The following is a 5,612-nucleotide window of genomic DNA, read 5'->3' as shown; positions in this document are numbered from 1 at the left end:
CCTTGCTCCGCACCCCCCGTTTTTTGGTGGGGTGGGAAATCTTTGGTGGTTACAACATCTGTGGTGTTGTTATGTAGTTGTGGTGTTCCCTGAACAACGTTTGGTTTGTTGTTTGGGAACCACATAGTGGACGCAAGCAGTCTTGTTTCTTTTTACCATTGCCTGGTGTGAACGTCTTTTGAATCCGTTCACGGCGATGGTGTGTGGTGTAAGTTATCGGCCTATTAGTACCGGTCAGCTTCACGAGTCGTTAGTCCTCGCTTCCACATCCGGCCTATCAACCCAGTGGTCTGGCTGGGGGCCTCTCACACACGAGGTGTATGGAAATCTCATCTTGAAGCGAGCTTCCCGCTTAGATGCTTTCAGCGGTTATCCCATCCGAACGTAGCTAATCAGCGGTGCACTTGGCAGTACAACTGACACACCAGAGGTTCGTCCGTCCCGGTCCTCTCGTACTAAGGACAGCCCTTCTCAAATTTCCTGCGCGCGCAGCGGATAGGGACCGAACTGTCTCACGACGTTCTAAACCCAGCTCGCGTACCGCTTTAATGGGCGAACAGCCCAACCCTTGGGACCTACTCCAGCCCCAGGATGCGACGAGCCGACATCGAGGTGCCAAACCATGCCGTCGATATGGACTCTTGGGCAAGATCAGCCTGTTATCCCCGAGGTACCTTTTATCCGTTGAGCGACGGCCATTCCACAATGTACCGCCGGATCACTAGTCCCGACTTTCGTCCCTGCTCGAGATGTCTCTCTCACAGTCAAGCTCCCTTGTGCACTTACACTCGACACCTGATTGCCAACCAGGCTGAGGGAACCTTTGGGCGCCTCCGTTACTTTTTAGGAGGCAACCGCCCCAGTTAAACTACCCATCAGGCACTGTCCCTGACCCGGATTACGGGCCGAAGTTAGATGTCCAAAGTGACCAGAGTGGTATTTCAACGATGACTCCACCCGAACTGGCGTCCGGGCTTCAACGTCTCCCACCTATCCTACACAAGCCACTCCGAACACCAATACCAAACTATAGTAAAGGTCTCGGGGTCTTTCCGTCCTGCTGCGCGTAACGAGCATCTTTACTCGTACTGCAATTTCGCCGAGTTTATGGTTGAGACAGCGGGGAAGTCGTTACTCCATTCGTGCAGGTCGGAACTTACCCGACAAGGAATTTCGCTACCTTAGGATGGTTATAGTTACCACCGCCGTTTACTGGGGCTTAAATTCTCAGCTTCGCCGTGAGGCTAACCGGTCCTCTTAACCTTCCAGCACCGGGCAGGAGTCAGTCCGTATACATCGTCTTGCGACTTCGCACGGACCTGTGTTTTTAGTAAACAGTCGCTTCCCCCTGGTCTCTGCGGCCCCGATCCCCTCCGGACAGCAAGTGTCCATCAAGGTTGGGGCCCCCCTTCTCCCGAAGTTACGGGGGCATTTTGCCGAGTTCCTTAACCATAATTCTCTCGATCGCCTTAGTATTCTCTACCTGATCACCTGTGTCGGTTTGGGGTACGGGCGGCTAAAACCTCGCGTCGATGCTTTTCTCGGCAGCATAGGATCACCAAATCCCCCCGTGAGGGGGTCCCATCAGATCTCAGGCATCATGAACAGCGGATTTGCCTACCGTTCGCCCTACATCCTTAGACCGGGACAACCATCGCCCGGCTTGGCTACCTTCCTGCGTCACACCTGTTAATACGCTTACCTCCCAGGATCAGGTCCCGCGCTCCACCAAAACCCTCACACCACAAGGGCGATCGGGCAGGTCTCGGGCAGTTAGTATCCCCTGTTCAGCATGGACGGTTTTTCGCCGGTACGGGAATATCAACCCGTTGTCCATCGACTACGCCTGTCGGCCTCGCCTTAGGTCCCGACTTACCCAGGGCAGATTAGCTTGACCCTGGAACCCTTGATCATTCGGCGGACGGGTTTCTCACCCGTCTTTCGCTACTCATGCCTGCATTCTCACTCGTGTAGGCTCCACCGCTGGTTTACACCGCGACTTCACCGCCCACACGACGCTCCCCTACCACTCCGGACGCCTGAACCAACCCCACAAAGGAGGCAGCTTAGCTAATATCCGAAATCCACAACTTCGGCGGTGTACTTGAGCCCCGCTACATTGTCGGCGCGGAATCACTTGACCAGTGAGCTATTACGCACTCTTTTAAGGATGGCTGCTTCTAAGCCAACCTCCTGGTTGTCTTCGCAACTCCACATCCTTTCCCACTTAGCACACGCTTAGGGGCCTTAGTTGGTGGTCTGGGCTGTTTCCCTCTCGACTATGAAGCTTATCCCCCACAGTCTCACTGCTGCGCTCTCACTTACCGGCATTCGGAGTTTGGCTGACGTCAGTAACCTTGTAGGGCCCATTAGCCATCCAGTAGCTCTACCTCCAGCAAGAAACACGCAACGCTGCACCTAAATGCATTTCGGGGAGAACCAGCTATCACGAAGTTTGATTGGCCTTTCACCCCTACCCACAGCTCATCCCCTCCATTTTCAACTGAAGTGGGTTCGGTCCTCCACGACGTCTTACCGTCGCTTCAACCTGGCCATGGGTAGATCACTTCGCTTCGGGTCTAGATCACGCCACTGCAACGCCCTATTCAGACTCGCTTTCGCTACGGCTTCCCCACACGGGTTAACCTCGCGACGTAACACTAACTCGCAGGCTCATTCTTCAAAAGGCACGCCGTCACCAGAATCAGACTGGCTCCGACGGATTGTAAGCACACGGTTTCAGGTACTGTTTCACTCCCCTCCCGGGGTACTTTTCACCTTTCCCTCACGGTACTGGTCCGCTATCGGTCATTAGGGAGTATTTAGGCTTATCAGGTGGTCCTGACAGATTCACACGGGATTTCTCGGGCCCCGTGCTACTTGGGATACTCTCCAGGCGGTACACAACATTTCGGTTACGGGGCTCACACCCTCTCTGGCCGGCCTTTCAAGACCGTTCACCTATGCCTGCACATCACACCTCACCATCCCGGCAGAGACAGTACGGAAAGTCCCACAACCCCGACCATGCAACGCCCGCCGGCTATCACACATGGAACGGTTTAGCCTGATCCGCGTTCGCTCGCCACTACTAACGGAATCACTATTGTTTTCTCTTCCTGCGGGTACTGAGATGTTTCACTTCCCCGCGTTCCCTCCACGCACCCTATGTGTTCAGATGCGGGTCACCAGGCAGCTCGCGCCCCTGGCGGGGTTTCCCCATTCGGACACCCTGGGATCACAGTCCGGTTATCGACTCCCCCAGGCTTATCGCAGATTCCTACGTCCTTCTTCGGCTCCTAATGCCAAGGCATCCACCGTGTGCTCTTAAAAACTTGACCACAAAAGATCAAAAACGCTAATTTTCGAGAGAACCACAGAAACCAACCACACACAATCAACACCACCCCAAAGGGCAACACCAACCACGCACAGCCAGATCCAGGTTCATATTCTTGGAAATTGCTTCTTATAAAAGATGCTCGCGTCCACTATGTAGTTCTCAAACAACAACCCCAAACCACACACCCCACACACCACCCCACAAAAGGGCCAACGCGCATGATCGATGCAGCCAGGAAACCAGAAACAAACAAACCCGACAAGAAACCCCAGCCCAAAAGACTGCAACCCCTCCCCGGCCCTGTTGCCTCAGGACCCAACAGTGTGCCAAACACTACCCAACAGAACGCACCAGCCGCTTTCCAGGACACCCCACCCCAAAGGGAAGAAACATCCGTACTCACAAACCAATCCGCGCCACCAGGCACCTATCCGTTGATATTCCACCCATGAGCACCCGCCGCAGAACTAGCGTCTGCGCAACGGGCATATACTCCTGACAAACCCCCACCAACGCATACACGCAGCAAGAATCTGTAGGTGCTCCTTAGAAAGGAGGTGATCCAGCCGCACCTTCCGGTACGGCTACCTTGTTACGACTTAGTCCCAATCGCCAGTCCCACCTTCGACAGCTCCCTCCCACAAGGGGTTAGGCCACCGGCTTCGGGTGTTACCAACTTTCGTGACTTGACGGGCGGTGTGTACAAGGCCCGGGAACGTATTCACCGCAGCGTTGCTGATCTGCGATTACTAGCGACTCCGACTTCATGGGGTCGAGTTGCAGACCCCAATCCGAACTGAGACCGGCTTTTTGGGATTAGCTCCACCTCACAGTATCGCAACCCTTTGTACCGGCCATTGTAGCATGCGTGAAGCCCAAGACATAAGGGGCATGATGATTTGACGTCGTCCCCACCTTCCTCCGAGTTGACCCCGGCAGTCTCCTATGAGTCCCCGCCATAACGCGCTGGCAACATAGAACGAGGGTTGCGCTCGTTGCGGGACTTAACCCAACATCTCACGACACGAGCTGACGACAACCATGCACCACCTGTGAACCGGCCCCAAAGGGGAAACCACATCTCTGCAGCGGTCCGGTCCATGTCAAGCCTTGGTAAGGTTCTTCGCGTTGCATCGAATTAATCCGCATGCTCCGCCGCTTGTGCGGGCCCCCGTCAATTCCTTTGAGTTTTAGCCTTGCGGCCGTACTCCCCAGGCGGGGCACTTAATGCGTTAGCTACGGCGCGGAAAACGTGGAATGTCCCCCACACCTAGTGCCCAACGTTTACGGCATGGACTACCAGGGTATCTAATCCTGTTCGCTCCCCATGCTTTCGCTCCTCAGCGTCAGTTAATGCCCAGAGACCTGCCTTCGCCATCGGTGTTCCTCCTGATATCTGCGCATTTCACCGCTACACCAGGAATTCCAGTCTCCCCTACATCACTCTAGTCTGCCCGTACCCACCGCAGATCCGGAGTTGAGCCCCGGACTTTCACGGCAGACGCGACAAACCGCCTACGAGCTCTTTACGCCCAATAATTCCGGATAACGCTTGCGCCCTACGTATTACCGCGGCTGCTGGCACGTAGTTAGCCGGCGCTTCTTCTGCAGGTACCGTCACTTTCGCTTCTTCCCTACTGAAAGAGGTTTACAACCCGAAGGCCGTCATCCCTCACGCGGCGTCGCTGCATCAGGCTTTCGCCCATTGTGCAATATTCCCCACTGCTGCCTCCCGTAGGAGTCTGGGCCGTGTCTCAGTCCCAGTGTGGCCGGTCACCCTCTCAGGCCGGCTACCCGTCGTCGCCTTGGTAAGCCATTACCTCACCAACAAGCTGATAGGCCGCGAGTCCATCCAAAACCACAAAAAGCTTTCCACCCCCCACCATGCGATGAGGAGTCATATCCGGTATTAGACCCAGTTTCCCAGGCTTATCCCAGAGTTAAGGGCAGGTTACTCACGTGTTACTCACCCGTTCGCCACTAATCCCCCCAGCAAGCTGGAGATCATCGTTCGACTTGCATGTGTTAAGCACGCCGCCAGCGTTCATCCTGAGCCAGGATCAAACTCTCCGTTGAAGTAAAACAAAAACAGACACAACCACCAACCCCGGAAATAACAGGACCAACGGCTGCACAAAATTTGAAACCAGCTGTAAAAACCAGACCACACCACAGGGGCGGCATGACCCGGCAAATTCAACCAATTCATATAAAATAAACCGGTATCAACAAACTTGGCACACTATTGAGTTCTCAAACAACAGACACA

General features: G+C 54.7%; 2 rRNA genes. Both read right to left on the bottom strand.

Features of this window, described 5'->3' with window-relative positions:
- Window positions 1-203 precede the first annotated feature (203 nt).
- Window positions 204-3,341, bottom strand: a 23S ribosomal RNA gene (locus J7E83_RS20600).
- 552 nt (window positions 3,342-3,893) lie between these two features.
- A 16S ribosomal RNA gene (locus tag J7E83_RS20595) occupies window positions 3,894-5,419 on the bottom strand.
- Together the 16S and 23S rRNA genes form the textbook arrangement of a ribosomal RNA operon.
- Window positions 5,420-5,612 lie beyond the last annotated feature (193 nt).

It is taken from the genome of Arthrobacter sp. ISL-48 (assembly GCF_018613805.1).
Classification (GTDB): Bacteria; Actinomycetota; Actinomycetes; order Actinomycetales; family Micrococcaceae; genus Arthrobacter.
Note: the sequence above shows the minus strand (reverse complement) of the source record. Positions and strands in the feature narration are given on the sequence as shown.